A 16130-nucleotide genomic window follows, 5' to 3' on the forward strand; every position below is an offset into this window, starting at 1 on the left:
GAGGTTGCTTCGCCCGGGTAGAACCCCGGCGCCGGATGCGGGACCACGTACGCGGCCACTCCAGGCGTCGATGAGGGTCCAAAGCCATCGTCAAGTCGCCCCTCCGCCAACCCGAAACCGGCCACGGCAGACTCGCGGTACCCACCCGTCACCGCATCAACTTTGGTGCACTCTCCTCCGTTCGAGGTGATGCACGATCACTTGTACGGCGTCGGCTGGTGTACGGCGCCAGCTGGACGTCTGCTTCGTGCTGGCGTTGTCGGCCCAGGACGGGGCGGTGACAGGGCGATGACGCCGTGCGGGCATGCGCGGCTTCGTGGTGCTGACCAAGCGGTGGATCGTCGGGCGGTTCTTCGCCCACCTGATGCGCGCCCGCCGCTTGGCGCGCGACTACGAACGCCGGGTGCGGATGCGGTCCGCAAGGGCCGGCCGTGGAGCCTCTCGCTGGAGGACCGGGCCCTGCTGGTCGTGGCCTACTGGCGCACGAACTTGACGTTGCGCCAGCTTGCCCCGCTCCTTGGGGTGTCCAAGTCCGGGCATTTCCCGAGTTGCACGTGGCACTGACACCGATCAGTGGTCGGATGCACGCGGGTACGCGCGGCCGTCATCAATGAGAAAGCTCAACGATCCGTCTCGTCGCAGCATGCCGCGGAGCTCGGGTCACTATCAATCCGTACCGACATGGGTGTGCGGGCTAGGCCCAATGCCGTGACTCTGTTGGTGATGTTGGTGGGGTCAGGCGGTGCTGGCGCACAGAGCATGGAAGCGTATTGATCGGCGGCGGGTGGGCTTTGGATCGGCGATCCAGTCGGCGATGCGGGTGAGGTTGCAGGCCATCGCGGTCAGGACGTGCTGGACGTGGGTGCGGGCAAGGCCGTGGTATCGGGACCGGCGCAGGCCGCAGTTGCGGATGTTCTGGGAGAGGGTGGCTTCGATGCCGGCGCGGATCGCGTAACGCTGCTGCCAGTCCTTGGTCCGCGCCCAGTGCCCCGCAGGCACGCAACGGTCGGAGCGATCGAGCGGCCACCGCTCCCAGTCGTCGGGTTTCCGATTCGACGTCGGCCCGGACGCGGGCTCCTGCGCGGTCTTGCCCGGGGACACCAGAATGACTCTGAGGGTCGGTGTCCAACGCAAGCTTCACAGGCGCCAGGCCGCGTTCCCTGGCCACAGCCGGCCGTCAGTCCCAATTTGCTGCTTTGGTGGTTGTAGAGGGCTTGGAAGCCTACGATTATAGGGTTCTTGGCGTATTTGAGTTGCAGTCGCAACAGGTCCTCGCGGTGTGCCCACCAGTGGGCACACCGAGTCCGGGCGGCAGGATCGAGCGGGATCGAGCGGGATGGAAACGGATGGGAAAGTCCGATTCTGTCGTAACGAATTGGTAAAACCGCAGGTGAGAGCGTTGCTCGTTTGGGGTTCGAATCTCCTAGGCTCCACCCCTAGTCAGCGGCCCACCTGTATTGAACAGGTGGGCCGCTCGCATGATCGAAGTCCACATCGAGTCCACAATGCCGGATGATCATGGTTAGTCGCTCACCCATTCGGGGGACTGGACGCGCCCCATGTCAGGCGTAGGGTTCGAGCCGTGGAGGGGACAGGCGTAACTCCCCATACGCGTCTGATGCGTGCCCTCCCGACTCCTGTGGGCGCCGGCGGGGAAGGCCAGCCCTACAGGAAGCGACCACATCCGTCTCACCCGCCTACGGCGGAGCTTGACGCAGGAGACGCTCGCCGAACGGGTTGGACTCGACCGGAAAACGATCGTCCGCATCGAGGCCGGCCAGACCAGCCCGCTCCTCGATCACCTGCTGCTCCTCGCCGACGCTTTGGATGTCCCACTTACCCAGCTCGTCGCCGAGTAGGCACGGCCCGCCGCTCTCACGGCGGGCCGAGGCCAGACTCAGTGCTGGCGGGCGCTTAGCTCTCGTCGGCGGGGAGAATGAACCCCCGGACCGGGTGAGGCTCGGACGCCGCACCCTCGCCCGGCGAGACGTCGTCTTCCGCCTGCCTCATGGCCGCGACTAGATCCGCGTAACGCGGGTCGATCCACTCCATGTCATTCCTCCCGTCGGATAGGCACGCACGATACGCGTCAGCCCTTGGGCTTGGGGATGATCACGATGGGGCCCTTGTCGTCGGAGTGCTGGCACTTTGCGGCGGCCGACACCAGCTCGTTGTCCGGTGCCCGCCACAGGTCGTGGTCGACGGTGTAGCCGGCCTCCTCGATGAGCGCCACGGTCCGCTCGACGGTCTCGGCGTTGAAGCGCGTCGGGTCGGGGCGCTCCGGGTAGTGGTGCACGAATCCGCCGAGCCGCCGGCACAGTGCGGCGTAGGTGTCGGTGTGGAGGATGAGGGCGTGCCATCCCTCGTCGACCACACGGGACGGGGCCATGCGGCCGTCGGGGTGGAGCGCTGCGGCGCCGACGAAGGCGAGCGCTTGGTGGACGATGCGTTCGGCCATCTCGGTGGCCATCGTCGGGTTGTTGTCGAGGACTGTTGCGGTGACCGCGTCGAAGTCTTCGTCGGTCAGTAACGCTCGGCTCACGGGGTACTCCTTGGGGTGGGTGGCTGGTGCTACCTGGCCCGCCCCGGTCGCTCGACCTGTCCAGTAAGGCGACCGGGGCGGGGTTGAGGGGGGCGGAGCGCGGACGGCCTCGGGGGTGGCCGGTCAGCGCCCCGCCCGGTCTATGAGGCTCAGCCAGAGCAGGGCGGCGAGGGTGGCGGAGTGCTGCCACGCGCACGAGCCGCTCACCGGGACCACAGGAGCCAGCGCGGGGCTCGGTACGCCGTCGCTAGGGCGCAGGAGCTCGGTGGCGCGCAGCACACGACACGGGCAGCGGGGCCGGTCGGGCGGTCGATCCAGTAGACCGCCCCACGGTCGAGGACCCGGTGGCACCGCTCGCACCGCCCCTGCCCGTACTCCGCGGGCTCGACCGGGATCACCGCGGGGAACCCAACGGAGCCGCTGCGGCGGTCAGAGCACGAAGCGCATCGGTCTCGTGCAGCGGCTCGGTTGGCTTCTCGCAGTGGGCCCGGTCGGCGCACACCACGAGCCGGAGGTCCGCGCTGGACGGGCGGGTCACCCAGTGGACGATGCCGCGGATGGTGGGGCGGTAGCAGCGGGCGCACGTGCCGTCGGCACGCTCGGGTTCGCTCCTCGGGCGGGCGGTTGCAGACATGCTGACCTCTCGGCGAGCAAGGCGGGTGGATGACGGACGCCACGGCGGGGGCACGTGGCGCCCGCCGGCTCATGGGGCCGATGGGTCCGGCGGGGATTTCTCAAGGAGCCACCGGCAGTCGCGGGCGAGCTGGTGGACCTGAAGCTGAGCGGAGATCAGGCCGACGCCGAGGCCCTGCTCGACCTGCCGACGGATGCCGTCGAGGCGGGCGCGGTGCCCGTACCACTCCCTGCCGCCGTGCCACATCCGGTCGACCTTCGCCTCGACTGCGGGGAGCAGCAGGTGGATGTGACCGCGCAGCAGCTGCTCCAGCTCGGCGAGCTCCTCGTAGCGGAGCGGGGCGCTGCGTTCGGTCAGCCCGCGGCCGATTGTCTTCTGGATGGTGTCCCGGTCGACCGGCTCCAGATCCGCTTCGGTCGTCTGGTTTCTCATTGTCTCGATTCCCGCCGTCACCGTTCGTGATCAGGTACTGCTAGTAGCGTGACGGGTGCGAGTGGCGGAGAACAGGACATACGTGTCCGCTGCCGTCCGCAGCGGAGCGGACACTGCGGACAGGGCAGACGAGACGGGGGCGATCGTGCACGAGACGTTCGGGCAGGCACTACGACGACTGCGCGGCCAGCTCTCACTGCGGGACCTCGCGCGACTCGCCGCTTGCGGCAAGAGCTACATCGGGGACCTGGAACACGGCCGGCGACAACCCACCTCGGCGATGGCCGCGGCTCTCGATGACGCCCTCGACGCAGGCGGGGAACTCTGTCTTCTCGCAGCCTCGCCGCCGGGTGCCAGCCTTTCCGCCCAGGCTGCGGCACTCCAGGCCGGCATCGCCGACGCCCTCGCCGCAGGACCCATGACCGACGCGAGCCTCGACGAGTGGGCCTACACCGTGGCCCGCCACGGGCGGGCCACCCGCCACCGGCCCGAGCAACTCCACCTCCCCGAACTCCTCGCCGACTTCGCCGACCTCCAACGCATCGTCGCCCACCGCCACCCACCCGCGATCCGGAAGCAGCTGGTAATCGCCGTCGCCAAAATGGCCGGCCTCATGGCTCTGACGCTCCTCAAACTCGGAGACCCTGCGGCGAGGGACTGGTGGCGCACCGGCCGGGCAGCCGCCGCAGCGGCCGAGGACCGCGCCACGCTCTCCTGGATCTACGCTCAGGAGTCCTACCAGCACTACTACGGCGGGGACATGCACGGTGCCGTGGAACTTGCCGTGCGCTCTCAACACCTCGCTGGGGGACTGCCCTGCGTAGGACCAGCGCTGTCCGCCCCCCTGGAAGCGCGCGCACACGCAGCACTGCGCAGCCCAGACGAGGCCGCTTCGGCGCTGTGCCGCGGCGAGGAGGCGCTCCACCGCCTCGACGCGGTGGACTGTGTGGCGTCGGCCTTCGGGTACAGCGAGAGCCAGTTTCGGTTCCACGCTGGCAACACGTGGACGCACCTGCACGAGTCCGGGCGGGCGTGGGACGAGCAGCAACAGGCCCTACAGCTCTACCCGGCGACGGACTACACGGATCGCACCCTCGTTCAGCTCGACCGTGCGGCGTGCCTCATTCATGACGGAGACCCCGCTGCCGCCGCATCTCTCGCTGTGCAAGCGGTCACTGCACTGCCCGAGGACCATCGGTCTCCCCTGATCATCTTCCGCGCGCGGGAGCTGATCGATACGGTGCCCGAGCGGCAAGAGCTGCCGGAGGTTCGGGTGTTGCGCGAGGTGCTCGCGCTGCCCCCTGGCGAGAGGATTCTGACCACATGGTGACGATCGACCGGGCCACCGCCGATGACGTGAGCGTGATCTCCGAACTCCTCGGCGAGATCGAGAGGTACTACGGGGGCGACGAGACCTCTGGCGACGTCGAGCAGATCCGCCATGCGCTGTTCAGCGATCGGCCTGTAGCGACCGTGCTCCTGGCCCGCGATGGCGAGGACGTGGTCGGCCTCGCATCGTTCTCGTATCTGTGGCCAGCGGCCGGGGCAGAGACCTCGCTCTACCTGAAAGAGTTGTTTGTGCGGGAGCCTGCCCGCCGACGTGGCGTGGCGGGTGCGTTCATGACCCGCCTGCGCGAGGAGACATCCGCCGCAGGGTGCTCCCGGATGGAGTGGACGGCAGAACGGGACAACTCGGCCGCGCTGGCTTTCTACGAGGCGCTCGGGGCGGAGCCGCGCGGAGAGAAGGTCTTCTACCGCATGACGAAGTAGATGACGCATCAGTGCGCCCCCTGCCCGACCGTGAGGCCAGACAAGGGGCGCAGTGCGTGGGAGGTGTCAGGCGAAGGTCTGTTCCAGCACTTCGGCGATCGACGCGTCGTACCCGTCCGGCACCGCCACCAGGTCCTTGCGTCCCGGAGCCGCGCCGACCCCGAAGTACCGCTCAATATGCTGCACCGGCGTGCCATCCTCAAGGACCGCAGCGACAGCAGCCCGACGAAGGTCATGGACCCCAGCGCTCACGCCCGCAGTCTCGGCCGCGCGGCGCACCAACTGCACGAGGCGCGTCGTCCGCAGCGCCGGCAGCAGGTAGTCGTCCGGGTCTGTGGCCTCGGTGGCGAGGTACGCGTCGAGGGCGGCGGCCGCGGACCGGGCGATGCGGACCGTACGCGGGTGCCGCCCCGTGCCCGTGCACAGCTGCCGCTCTGCCGGGTCGTAGTCGTGCACCCGCAGTCCCTCGACCTCGCCAGGGCGCAGGCCGACGAGGAGCAGCAGCCCGACGCCGGCGCGCAGCTGTGGACAGCGACGTAGCCGCCAGTGGCCAGCACCACATCCGGCTGGAAATCGGAGACAAGTCTCCGGGTCTGGTTGATGCCGAGCGGCACGCGGCCCATGTCCTTCATGTTCGCTGGGGAGACGAGCTTCAACGGATTGCGGGAGCGGCGGATTCTGCCGGTAGCCACCGCGGCGAAACGGATACCCTCGTTGCCCGCGACGCGAGCCTCCAAGCTGTCAGCCGTCCCGACCCACAGGACATCCAGTGTTCTGCCGGTGGCCGCGAGCCTGGCCTGAAGAGTGCGCACTGCGGTGAGAGCGGGGTACGTGTGGCCGCCCGTTCCGCCGCCCGTAACCATCAGGCGAAAGGCCCGCTGCGGGAGACGGTCGACGTCGTCGCTGTTCACAGAAGCTTCCAATCTGGCTACGCCGGGACTCGCCCCGTGCCGTAGCGGATTCCTTGGTCAGTACCGCTGTGTCTAGGTCTGACCAGCACTTGAAGGCCCCTGTGGCTCGACAGCCCCAGGCCTCCACGGGGCTCCCACATAACAGCGGACGCATACCGCCAATTCGCCGCATGCAAGCCTGCATGCGGTCCTCGCTGACGACTTCATCTTCCACGCCAACTGTGCCGGCCTCTCGGGAGCCGATCGGGCGGCTCTGGCGGCACTGGCTGTGGTGTAGAGACTCAGGACGGCCTACTTCGCCAGCTCTACCCACGCGCCTTAGAACTTCGGTCCCACCAGTACGCGCAGCGGTGAAGGATCCTCTGTTCACTGCGAGCTTCGACACGCGCCAGATGGTTATGGGTGCTTCTGACCCGATGCCATATGTGTAAATGTTTAGGATATTTGGTGACCATGTGTGATCTTTAAGGTGACCGTGGCGGCGTGAGCGTGAGCTCCGCCGCTACATCGATGAGGGGGACAATTTCGTATGCGTATGAAGTCTGTAGTGATAGCGGTTGTCGGAGCCGCAAGCGTCTTGGCCATGGCAGCGCCGGCCTCTGCCGCCGAAATTCACGCGAAGCTCGGCGGGGCGGGTACTGCCAGGACATGGCACGCGAAGACGATGGTTGAGGTCTGCGACAGTGACAGCGACAACCACGACGTCGCTGCTCAGTACTACCGCAAGGCCCACCCGGGCACGAAGCTGAACCAGTGGGTGCAAACGGGTGTCTACACCTGCGACTCCAGCAAGCACCACAGCCATGTCCTCAAGTTGCGTGTACGTGAGCAGCAGATCGCAGGCTCGGACCGCTACGGCAGCTGGGCCAGCTGACCCTTCGCGGTACTGATCCAACGTGACAATGACAGCGGCTGGGCCGCCCGGACGGGCGACCCAGCCGCTGTCAACTCTGAGTACAAAGGAACCGCATGGTCTTGCTCTCGCCATCCCCTGCCGAGTATGTGCTGGAGGCTACGGGGCTTCGCTACGAGATTCCTGGTCGCAGGCTCCTGGACGGAGCTGATCTGCGCGTCGCGGCCGGTCAGTCCGTAGCCGTCACCGGGCCTTCTGGGAGCGGCAAGTCCACGCTGCTGATGTGTCTGCTGGGTCTGCAGCAACTGAAGTCCGGCCGCATTGAAATCTCCGGAAGAGACATCACCGCGATGCGCTCCGGGCAGCTCGCCCGACACCGTCGTGACTCGATCGGCATGGTATTCCAGTTCGCTGAACTGCTGCCTGAGCTCCCCCCGTTGGAGAACGTCGCCCTGGCCGCACTACTCGCCGGGCAGAACCGCAAAGTCGCCTTCACCCGTGCCGAGGACCTGTTGGACGAACTCGGAGTCGGCGCAGCGGCTCGCGACACCGCCACCGCTGATTTGTCAGGTGGCGAGCGTCAACGCGTCGCGGTCGCCCGCGCCCTGATCAACGAACCAGCGCTGCTGGTCGGCGACGAGCCCACGGGCGCGCTGGACGAAGGGAATCGCGACAGCGTCGCTTCCCTGCTGTTCTCGCTGCCACAGCGATGGAGCTGCGGGCTGCTCATCGTCACGCACGATCATTCGATAGCGGAACGTGCCGACCACCATCTCGTACTGCGCCAAGGCACTCTCCAGGCGGCCGAGCGGGAGGGCAGCTCGCTGTGAGGCGGCCAAAGAGCCACCGCGGACCGGTTCGGCTGGGGCAGACGTCAGCGCTTCTCCGCATCGGGCGCAGCGCGGCGCACGGTACGGAAAGCGGACGACTCCGCTTGGTTGCGTTGTGTATGGCGGCACTGGTGCTGGCATTGTCATTCGCAGCCTGCGTTGTCGTGTCCGCCACGTACTCGGGGCGTGCTGCGGTGCAAGCGGCGCGCAGTCCGGTCACGGTCGAGCGGAAGGATGATGCCATCGCACGTTGGATGGAGTCGTTCGACACTGTCAACGGGCGTCAGTACTCCGTCATTTATGTGCAACCGCTGCGTGCTGACGCGCCGCCGCCACCCGGTTTGGACCGCTGGCCCGCCCCAGGCCACTCGGCCCTGTCCATCGGTGCCGAGTATGCCGGGCAGTCAGAAGGCATAACCTCCCGCTACGGTGCCATGGATGTACGAATTCAGCCTTCCGGCACGGCCAGTAGCGGGGAACCGCTCGTTTATGCCCGGCCTTCCCACCCCATGAAGGAGGGGCTCTATGTGTCGGCGTGGGGCAACGCGGAAGGCACCGTCTTCGGCGAGCCGCTGAACATTCAGCCGGCCACCGGGTTTTACGCCCTGATCGTCGCAACGTGCATCACCCCGGCACTCGCCCTGACGTTCATCGCCTGCCGCACGGGGTCCGCGAAGCGGGACCGGCGCCGAGCGGTGCTCCATGCCATGGGAGCGAGTGCTCGACACCGTCTGCTCGTCGACTTCGGTGAGACGGGTCCGCCGATCCTGATGGGTGCGGCACTCGCTGTCCTGCTGATGTACTTCTGGCAGGGCAGCAACTGGCAGCTGCCCAAGGTCGAGTACGGCATGGTGGCCGCCTATCTACAGCCTCATTTGGCGCTGTACTTCGCATGCGCAGGCATTGCCGCGTTGTTGGTCCTGGCTGCTGCGGTGACCGTACAACCTCGCGCCACAACGCTGGCCGGAACTCGCCCGAGCGGCCGGAGCAAGGGGACGCTCAGCCGCTCCGCCGGATGGCTCTGCCCGTTGGCGTTCGCCTTCGCATTCTTCGGCCCCAGCCTGTTCGGCGCGCAAGACAGCGAGATGCTGTTCCTCGTGCCGTACACAGCCGGCGCTCTTACTGCCCTGATGCTATTGCCGGCTGCTCTCTCGGCCTTGACAACGCAACTGGGCCGCTTGCTCGGCTGGTGGGGACGTAGAGCAGGGAGGCCGGCTGCGCTGCTCGCGGGACGGTGGGTTTCCGCAAGTCCCGCGGCTGTGGCCAGGGTGGTCACCAGCATCGTGCTGTTGATCGGGCTCTCAGCTCAGCTCTACACATGGAACAACCGCACTGCCGAGTCCGACGCGTCGGCCCTGGAGGCGCAGCGGACGCTGGCCTCATCCGCCGTGGTCGTCGATGGAATCGACCGCAACTCACCGACGCGGTTGAAACAATTCATGTCGGCCCTCCCCTCCGATCAAAAGGTGCTGGGCGTATACGGTCCCGACGGGCCCAGCCAACAGGTGCGCGTCCGTGTTGTCGGCAGCGGAGCTGCCCTGCGACAGGCTGACCTGCCCGTGCCGGTCGCGACGGGAGAAGCCGCCGCGATCACGGTCAAGCAGGTGGAGTCCGACCGAGGGCAAGCGCTCAGCGAGGCTGCTGACTTCGCCGGATCCGGAGCCGTGACCGTCGAGCGGAATGTCGTACGAGAGACGAAAAGCCTGGATTCGTTGCAGGTCGTGGCTCCGGAAGGCAGCACCGTCGATGCGCCCGAGGTGAAGAGTCTCGCGAACAGAACACTGGCGCCCGGCTGGAAGGTGACGCTTCCAGGCGAAGAATGGACGTCGACGCTCGCCACCTACCGTGAGAACAACTGGTGGATGCCGATATTCGGAACAGGGACGCTTGCCATTCTTGTGTTCGCTGCCTGTCTTGCCAATATGGCAGAGTTCCTGCGCTTTTCGCGCTCAATCGCGCCGGTGGTCGTTGTCGCAGGAACTCGCCGCCTCTTCGTATGGACGACCCTGCTCGTCTTCCTCGGCTCGTTCCTCTGCGCAACTATCATCGGGGTTGGTGCCGCCCTCGTGCTCACGATTCCCATGCAGGGGCCACCTGTACGAGCCGACGGGCTGCCGCTCACGCTGGTCAGTTGGAGCGTTGCCGTCGTCGTCATGCTGGCACTGATTATGAGCGCATGGGCCGTCAGAGTGGCGGTCAAGGAGGCCGGGCGCTGGAGACCGGTAGCCGAGTAGCCCTCACAGGAGTCTGTTGTGATTGGCCGTCAGCTCTGAGCGTCGGTCAATCCGCTCGCTTAGATTGGAAAACTGTCCGGCGGGAGTTTGGTGGCCACACTTTCTCGCCTGGCTCCGGTCCACTACGGAGAGCAATCGCGCGCCGCCGAGGTCGAGTAGCTCGTAACAGTGCTCTCCCGGGCAGATGCGAGGGGTTGTTTCGGATCGGTGTTCGTGGGATGACGTTCCTTGGACGCGCAGCCGTCCGGTGTCTCGTCCGGTTGTCGCGCCGCGAGTTTGGTGAAGACCCTGTTCCGCGTGCTCCAGATCCAGCCTCATCGCGCCCTACGGCCCAGCCCTTCTCGTAGCTGGTCCGGACGTGCAGTTCGGTTACGGCCTGCACGCCAGCGTCGGACGGGCCTACGTCGTCCGGCGGAATCAGCGCGTGGAGATCCTCCTCCCATTCCCACCCAAGATCGCGGAGGACGGTTCGGGCCTCCGACTGCTCCCATCCGCTCCTCGCCAACACGCCGTGACGCAGGTCCGAGGCGAAGACGACGTCAGGATGCGGACGCATCAGATCAACTCCTTGACGAGTGCGGCGACCGTCGGCTCATCAGCATCAGCTGGACCCCGTTCAGGCCAGGCGGCCAATTGGAAGCGCGCCGGGCGTGCGTCATGGCGGCCAACGCGGCACTCGTCGCCGGCCTTGCCGAGCGCGTTGTTCATGCGGGTGAGGAAGCGGTCGTACTGCTCGTGCCGGAGCACTGCCGAGCCCGCTTCCTCGTAGGCGTAGGCGTAGGCGTAGGCGTCGGCGCGGGCAGAAGGCGAAGGCCGCGATCTCGTAGGCGAGGTGGTCGTGCTCCGTCCAGCACGGCGGAATGACGTGCTGCGGCTGCCAGGCGTAGGTCTGGTTCAGCCAGCGACACACGGCGTCGAGCCATCCAGGCAGCGGTGTGATCAGCTCAGCCGAGAGGGCGCGGATGTCCCACGGTGATGGGCCATCCACCGCCTCCTCCGCGCTTCTCTCCGCGATGTACTCAGCGATCAGCGCGGGCGGTTCCGGGTAGGGCGCGAAGCGGGCGAAGGGATTCGCGGTCATACGGCAGCAGCTCCCCGACGGCTCGCCCATGCGGTGGCGTGCGCCTCGGCCTGGTTCTTTTTCGCAGCAGTCTGCTGCGCGCGCACCAGCTCGTTCGCGTTGCGGAGGTCGCGGACCTGGGCTTCGATCTCGGGCCAGGAGTCCCAAGTCCACATGCCGTCAAGACGGGTGATGACGGGGGGCAAGTTGTCAGCGAGTACCAGTGCGTGGCCTTCGTCCAGCCTCTTGATCTCGTCACTGCGAAGGACCGGTTTGCCGCGGGATGTGTGGCCATGCTCACTTCTCGACCGTTCGGACAACACTCGCTATTGCCCTTCCGGTCATGTCCAGCGAAATGCAAAACGAGACTGCTGGCTACTTGGAGTTCCAGAACGAATACCAACTGTGCACACTCGTGACGGTGCGTCCCGATGACTGCCCGCCCGTTGTGCCCGTCGGCGCTGCGCGACCACCCGCTGTCCAAGATCAGGGGGAACTTCAGGGTCGTAGCCTCCTCTCCTGGCACTGCCTCGCGCCAGTGGTGGGAAGCCGGCCTGCGCGACCTCGGATGGCGACTGTTCACCGTCATCTCTCCGGCCGCCGCCGCTCGGACGAAGCCAGCCGGAACGCAATCCCGCACTGGATTGACTGAGGCGTAGAATCTTGAGGGAGCCACCAGGAGGCGCCATGCGAAACGGGAGGCTGCTGAGATCGTTCACCGCCAGGTCCAGCGCCCGTCGACGAAGCCCGGTGCATGAATCGATGCCCCGGAAGCGCTTCGCCGTCAAGGTGGCCGAAGGGCGGATGGGCCGCGGCGGTGCTTTCCGGTGCGGAAGCAGCGCCCTGGGGTTCCGCGTTGAAGTCATCGATACCGAGACCGGCCGACCCCAGTACGTATCCGAGAATTTCACATACGGCCTGGCTTATGCCGATGGCGAGAAGTGCGTTGCCAAACTCGTCAGCGGGACGAAGAGGCTGAAGTAGCGCCGCTGGCCGGCGGAGAACATCGACGACGGGTGGTCATATGCCTGAAGTCGCTCAGTTACAGGGGGCGACTGGCCGTCGTGGGCCGGCTAAAGGCGTGGCAACACGTTGCCACGAGTACCGCGAACACCCGCTGTGAGTTCGCCCCGGGGCAGCAGTGCTTCTTTGTGGGGGCCAAGGCCCTCCCTGCTGTGCGCTGTGCTCCTCAACGGCCACGCGCACACACTCCGCAACGCCCCTCGGACTGCCCTCGGCCGGAACGGTTGCTCAATGCCGCACTTCGGGCGGGTTGCGGGTGGATTGCCGGTATCGCGTCATACGGTCGACTTGCGCGGCCGTCGGCCGCCGGTGTGCACCGTGAAGGGGTTCGGCATGGAGGCCAGCGAGCGCGGCCAGGACCCCAGTCCGCCGACCCCCGGGCAGCGGCGGCCGGCCGCGGGAGCCGACGACGGGCGCTCTTCCGCCGACGGCGCGGCGCAGGAGGCGGTGAAACCGGAGCCGGCGACAGTGCCTTCCCGGCTCCGGGCCGCTCTGCTGAAGGGGCCGCCGCGTGGTCCGTCGCGTCCGGAGTTCTGGCGCAGTCCGTTGCGGGGGCCGTGGCTGACATCGGTGCTCGGGTCGATCCTGCTTTTCGGCATCATCGTGCTGTTCGTGACCGGATTGCTGTCGTACGCCGCGTACAACCCGGATCTGGCGTCGCTCAACGACAAGACACCGGACAAGGGATGGCTGGGCTTCTATCTGTTCTCCTGGCCCACCAGCCCCTCGTGGCTCTACCGGCTCACCCAGGGGATCCACGTCACGCTGGGGGTGGTGCTGATCCCGGTACTGCTCGCCAAACTCTGGTCGGTGATCCCGAAGCTGTTCTCCTGGCCGCCGCTGCGTTCGCCCAGTCACGCGGTGGAGCGGCTGTCCTTGCTGCTGCTCGTCGGCGGGGCCCTGTTCGAGTTCGTCACCGGCATGCTGAACGTCCAGTTGCACTACATCTTCCCCGGGTCCTTCTACACCCTGCACTTCTACGGCGCCTGGGTGTTCATCGGTGCTTTCGTCGTGCACGTCGTCTTCCGCGTCCCCACCATGGCGCGTGCTCTACGAAGCCGCCGCTGGCGCACCGAACTGCGCACCCCCGCCCTGAGCACGCAGCCGGAACCGGCCGACGACAGCGGTCTGGTGTCCGTGAACCCGGCGCGCCCCACGATGTCGCGGCGTGGCGCGCTCGGCATGGTGGGCGCGGGTTCCCTGACCCTGCTGGCCGTGACGGCCGGACAGAGCATCGGGGGATCGCTGCGGCAGACCGCGCTGCTCGCCCCGCACGGCCGCGATCCGGGGGCCGGACCCAACGGCTTCCAGGTCAACAAGAGTGCGGCCGGCGTGGGCATCCGGGCCCGCGACGTGGGACGTGAATGGCGGCTTGTGGTGCGCGGCGGCGGCCGGGAGAGGATTCTGACGCGCGAGCAGGTGCTGGCGCTGCCGCAGCACTCGGCCGCGCTGCCGATCGCCTGCGTGGAGGGCTGGTCGACCGACGACCAGCACTGGAGCGGGGTGCGGCTGACGACGCTGGCCGCCCTGGTGGGGCTGCGCCAGAGCCCGCCGGGCGTGTTCGTCGAGTCCGCGCAGCGCAGCGGTTCGTTCCGCTCAGCGGTGCTGCGCGACAACCAGGTCCGCGACCTCCAGTCACTGCTCGCGCTCCGGGTCAACGGCGCCGTGCTGTCCCCGGACCACGGCTACCCGGCACGGATCATCGTTCCGGCCAACCCAGGCGTGCACAACACCAAATGGGTCACGCGGCTGACCTTCGGAGCGACAGCGTGAACAGCATCCGCGCACGCTACGGCGCCTCACCCGTGCACTTGCTCCTCGTCCTGTGCTCCTTCGCCCTCACCCTCTACGCCGGAATCCGGCTGCTGAAGGGCGACGCACTGGGGGTGGCGCTCTGGTTCGTCGGCGCGGCCCTCATCCACGACCTGCTGTTCCTGCCCGTGTACACCTTCACCGACCGCGCACTGCAAGCCCTGTTCCGGTTCCGGCGTGCCCCGGACCGTGACAGCGGCGGGCCGGCCATGGAGAACGCGGGATGGATCAACTACCTCCGCGTGCCCGCCTTCGTCTCCGCCTTGCTGCTCCTGGTGTGGTATCCGCTGATCCTGGACCGGGTGGGCGCGTACTCCTCGTACACCGCACTGCCCGCAGGTGTCTTCTGGGGCCGCTGGCTCCTGATCACCGCGGGCCTCTTCGCCCTCTCCGCACTCTGTCTGCTCGCCCGGACCTGGCGGGCGCACCCGCCCGAGAGACGGTCGAAGAAGGTCCGGCCGGCAGCGGCACGCAGACGATCGTAAAAGGGCACGGCCCGCAGTCCCATCGACCGGCACCCGCGCCCCTGGCCGGTCAGGGAGCGCGCCGCAGCGCGACGAACGTGCGGCCTCGGGCCGTCCAGTGTTCAGCCGCGGCCCAGCCGGTCTCCCGTGCCCGGCGCAGCATTGCTGTCAGGCCGACCGCGGCCCACCAGAACGGCGAGCCGAGGCCGCCGTGTCCGTCGTCGAGCCGTACTCGGTGGCGTTCATCGACGTCGGCCGGCGCGGTTTCGACCAGGAGCAGGCCGCGGCCGCTGACCAGGCGTGCGACCCGCTCCAGCAGAGCATGCGGGTCGCCGCCGATCCCGACGTTCCCGTCGATCAGAAGCGCGGTGTCCCACCGTCCTTCGTTCGGGAGCCAATCGAACACAGAGCGGCGCAGCGCGGCTCCGCCCGAGCGCACGGTACGGGCGACGGCTATCGGACAGACATCGATGCCCATAGCAGGATGACCCAGGTCGGTCAGAGCAACCACCAGCAGACCCGGGCCGCAGCCGATGTCCAACACACTGCCGACGCAGCGTCGCAAGGTCGTCATGTCACCGGAATCAGCCCCCAGATTTCGGTGCGCCCCGTACATCCGCCAGTTGTGGCCGACCATTCGAGCGCAATGGTCGGCCACGCTGCTCGGGGTGGTTGGGCGCACGGGGGTTGTCACGGTGGGATCGGGTTCACCGGCCACCCGGGTGACGGCCGATCAGGTGACGCCCCGCGCTCCGGAACCCACCCGGTCGAGGTGATCAGCGGATTCTCGGCGACCGACGCTTGCGGCCCTGGGCCGGGTGGCGCGGCCGGCACGCGGTGAACAGGTTTCTTCCGGGGGCACCGGTGCGCCTGTTGCCGCGTATCGACTGGAGACGGGCGCTCCCGGTACGGTGCGCAGCCCGCCGGTACTCCCTGGTCATGCTGAGCGCGCCCGCCGCTTGGTGACGATCGGGTTGCGGTGACGGTGGCTGACGTTTCCCCGCGTCGTGGAATGTCGTTGGCGCTGGTATGGATTCCTTGGATGAGCGGGACGGGGTGCCTGTTTATGCCCAGTTGCTGGGGGCGTACTGGCGGGACAGTGCGGCGTACCGGTGTCCGCTCCCGTCGCCTTCGCCGGGGTCGAAGGGCCGGGTGCTGCGGGCCGCGATGGTCGGCTTCGCCGTCATCACGATCGTCGTGGCAACGGTGTCCGTCGTGGGCTGACCCGGTGTCAAGCACCGCCACCAGGCCGTGGTGCGCGAGCTGGTGTACCACGGCCCGGCCGACGGCGGGTGCTGCCCCGTCGGGGCGGGCTGCCTGGTCTGTCTCTGCGGCGACCAGGAGGCGTCCCGCTCGGCAACGTCGCCGACGGGATCGGCCTGTCCTCGAAGTGGTCCTTGCCCTTCGCGGCTACGTCGTCACCGGCGGGCCGCCGCGCTGTGGGCGGCAGCGTCCTGCAAGCGGGGTCGGCGACTGGAAACGCGGAGCAGCACCGCAGGTCCCAGGGGGTGGGTGGGTTCTGCGGTGCTGCGTCCTGCCGGACATTCCGCCGTCCGGCAGGTGGT

At 67.6% G+C, this 16130-nt stretch carries 15 protein-coding genes and 4 pseudogenes; 11 read left to right on the plus strand and 8 right to left on the minus strand.

Annotated elements, in window-relative coordinates; genetic code table 11:
• Positions 1-307 precede the first annotated feature (307 nt).
• Positions 308-397, plus strand: a pseudogene (locus QMK28_RS24650) (IS5 family transposase); the annotation flags it as partial.
• Positions 391-534: pseudogene (locus QMK28_RS24655) on the plus strand (transposase family protein); the annotation flags it as partial. The pseudogenes QMK28_RS24650 and QMK28_RS24655, both read left to right, overlap by 7 nt.
• A 201-nt stretch (positions 535-735) precedes the next feature.
• Here the strand turns inward: QMK28_RS24655 and QMK28_RS24660 are convergent.
• The gene (locus QMK28_RS24660) at positions 736-1101 is read right to left on the minus strand and encodes a transposase (protein WP_326441663.1); all 366 of its coding nucleotides are present in this window, start codon (positions 1099-1101) and stop codon (positions 736-738) included.
• A gap of 521 nt (positions 1102-1622) precedes the next feature.
• Here QMK28_RS24660 and QMK28_RS24665 point away from each other — a divergent pair.
• Positions 1623-1859 (plus strand): helix-turn-helix transcriptional regulator, encoded by a 237-nt coding sequence (locus tag QMK28_RS24665; RefSeq protein ID WP_326441665.1) that lies wholly within the window; start codon positions 1623-1625, stop codon positions 1857-1859.
• 230 nt (positions 1860-2089) lie between these two features.
• On the opposite strand, the gene QMK28_RS24670 is transcribed toward QMK28_RS24665, so the two are convergent.
• On the minus strand, positions 2090-2542 hold the full coding sequence (locus QMK28_RS24670; RefSeq protein WP_326441667.1) for a glycine-rich domain-containing protein: 453 nt from the start codon (positions 2540-2542) through the stop codon (positions 2090-2092).
• A 703-nt stretch (positions 2543-3245) separates the two neighbouring features.
• Entirely contained in the window at positions 3246-3608 is a 363-nt protein-coding gene (locus QMK28_RS24675) for a DUF6415 family natural product biosynthesis protein (RefSeq protein WP_326441669.1), read from the minus strand.
• Between the two features lie 145 nt (positions 3609-3753).
• Here QMK28_RS24675 and QMK28_RS24680 point away from each other — a divergent pair, with 145 nt between their 5' ends.
• Both QMK28_RS24680 and QMK28_RS24685 read left to right on the plus strand, forming a co-directional pair.
• The gene (locus tag QMK28_RS24680) at positions 3754-4938 is read left to right on the plus strand and encodes a helix-turn-helix domain-containing protein (protein ID WP_326441671.1); all 1185 of its coding nucleotides are present in this window, start codon (positions 3754-3756) and stop codon (positions 4936-4938) included.
• On the plus strand, positions 4932-5378 hold the full coding sequence (locus QMK28_RS24685) for a GNAT family N-acetyltransferase (RefSeq protein ID WP_326441673.1): 447 nt from the start codon (positions 4932-4934) through the stop codon (positions 5376-5378). Before QMK28_RS24680 ends, QMK28_RS24685 begins: the two co-directional genes overlap by 7 nt.
• Positions 5379-5597: 219 nt before the next feature.
• On the opposite strand, the pseudogene QMK28_RS34375 reads toward QMK28_RS24685, so the two are convergent.
• Positions 5598-5900, minus strand: a pseudogene (locus QMK28_RS34375) (hypothetical protein); the annotation flags it as partial.
• Positions 5879-6241, minus strand: a pseudogene (locus tag QMK28_RS24695) (glycosyltransferase); the annotation flags it as partial. The pseudogenes QMK28_RS24695 and QMK28_RS34375, both read right to left, overlap by 22 nt.
• A 631-nt stretch (positions 6242-6872) precedes the next feature.
• Here QMK28_RS24695 and QMK28_RS24700 point away from each other — a divergent pair.
• The 3 genes from QMK28_RS24700 to QMK28_RS24710 all read left to right on the plus strand — a co-directional run bounded on the left by QMK28_RS24700 (position 6873) and on the right by QMK28_RS24710 (position 10206).
• Positions 6873-7163, plus strand: coding sequence for a hypothetical protein (locus tag QMK28_RS24700; protein ID WP_326441675.1), 291 nt, complete (start codon positions 6873-6875; stop codon positions 7161-7163).
• Between the two features lie 95 nt (positions 7164-7258).
• Positions 7259-7972: an ABC transporter ATP-binding protein gene (locus tag QMK28_RS24705; RefSeq protein ID WP_326441677.1), complete on the plus strand. Its 714-nt coding sequence runs from the start codon at positions 7259-7261 to the stop codon at positions 7970-7972.
• A 119-nt stretch (positions 7973-8091) separates the two neighbouring features.
• Positions 8092-10206 (plus strand): hypothetical protein, encoded by a 2115-nt coding sequence (locus QMK28_RS24710; RefSeq protein WP_326441679.1) that lies wholly within the window; start codon positions 8092-8094, stop codon positions 10204-10206.
• A 555-nt stretch (positions 10207-10761) separates the two neighbouring features.
• Here the strand turns inward: QMK28_RS24710 and QMK28_RS24715 are convergent.
• Both QMK28_RS24715 and QMK28_RS24720 read right to left on the minus strand, forming a co-directional pair.
• Complete coding sequence (locus tag QMK28_RS24715) at positions 10762-10953, minus strand: hypothetical protein (RefSeq protein ID WP_326441681.1); 192 nt, start codon at positions 10951-10953, stop codon at positions 10762-10764.
• A gap of 330 nt (positions 10954-11283) precedes the next feature.
• A complete protein-coding gene (locus QMK28_RS24720; RefSeq protein WP_326441683.1) occupies positions 11284-11472 on the minus strand; it encodes a hypothetical protein in 189 nt (62 codons plus the stop codon).
• A 1312-nt stretch (positions 11473-12784) separates the two neighbouring features.
• Between QMK28_RS24720 and QMK28_RS24725 the strand changes: the two genes are divergently transcribed.
• Positions 12785-14062, plus strand: a complete 1278-nt coding sequence (locus QMK28_RS24725) for a molybdopterin-dependent oxidoreductase (RefSeq protein WP_443050811.1) — start codon at positions 12785-12787, stop codon at positions 14060-14062.
• Positions 14059-14586, plus strand: a complete 528-nt coding sequence (locus tag QMK28_RS24730) for a hypothetical protein (RefSeq protein WP_326441685.1) — start codon at positions 14059-14061, stop codon at positions 14584-14586. The genes QMK28_RS24725 and QMK28_RS24730 overlap by 4 nt, the downstream gene beginning before the upstream one ends.
• A gap of 49 nt (positions 14587-14635) precedes the next feature.
• Here QMK28_RS24730 and QMK28_RS24735 read toward each other — a convergent pair whose 3' ends face one another.
• Entirely contained in the window at positions 14636-15283 is a 648-nt protein-coding gene (locus QMK28_RS24735; protein ID WP_326441687.1) for a methyltransferase domain-containing protein, read from the minus strand.
• Positions 15284-15621: 338 nt separating this feature from the next.
• Here QMK28_RS24735 and QMK28_RS24740 point away from each other — a divergent pair, with 338 nt between their 5' ends.
• Positions 15622-15789 (plus strand): hypothetical protein, encoded by a 168-nt coding sequence (locus tag QMK28_RS24740; protein WP_326441689.1) that lies wholly within the window; start codon positions 15622-15624, stop codon positions 15787-15789.
• The last annotated feature ends 341 nt before the right edge of the window (positions 15790-16130 follow it).

Origin of the sequence: Streptomyces sp. H27-D2 (genome assembly GCF_035828615.1) — a bacterium.
In the GTDB taxonomy this organism is placed as follows: domain Bacteria; phylum Actinomycetota; class Actinomycetes; order Streptomycetales; family Streptomycetaceae; genus Streptomyces.